General features: G+C 33.5%; 1 protein-coding gene. It reads left to right on the top strand.

Annotated features, from left to right (window positions below):
• Window positions 1-23 precede the first annotated feature (23 nt).
• Window positions 24-233 (top strand): hypothetical protein (locus tag AAEY55_RS18635; RefSeq protein ID WP_350552785.1); only part of this gene is annotated, 210 nt, incomplete at its 3' end.

Raw genomic sequence — 233 nt, 5'->3', positions numbered from 1 at the left:
ATTTTCATAACGGCGAAAATAAAATGATTAATGCATGGCAACAGCTCATCAATTATGCAGGCAAATTTAAAGATCAACATGACCCAAAAAACAAATATATTTTGACGCAATCTCTAGATTTACCGAGGGATAAAAAACAAGCTGATGAAAGTATTACGGGCACTTTAACGAAAATGTCTAAAAATGGGCTTGTTAAAAAAAGACATGACATTAACTCGCCCTTGCAAAATGCA

This window comes from Pseudoalteromonas sp. 120-MNA-CIBAN-0494, from assembly GCF_040308885.1.
In the GTDB taxonomy this organism is placed as follows: domain Bacteria; phylum Pseudomonadota; class Gammaproteobacteria; order Enterobacterales; family Alteromonadaceae; genus Pseudoalteromonas; species Pseudoalteromonas nigrifaciens.
Note: the sequence above shows the minus strand (reverse complement) of the source record. Positions and strands in the feature narration are given on the sequence as shown.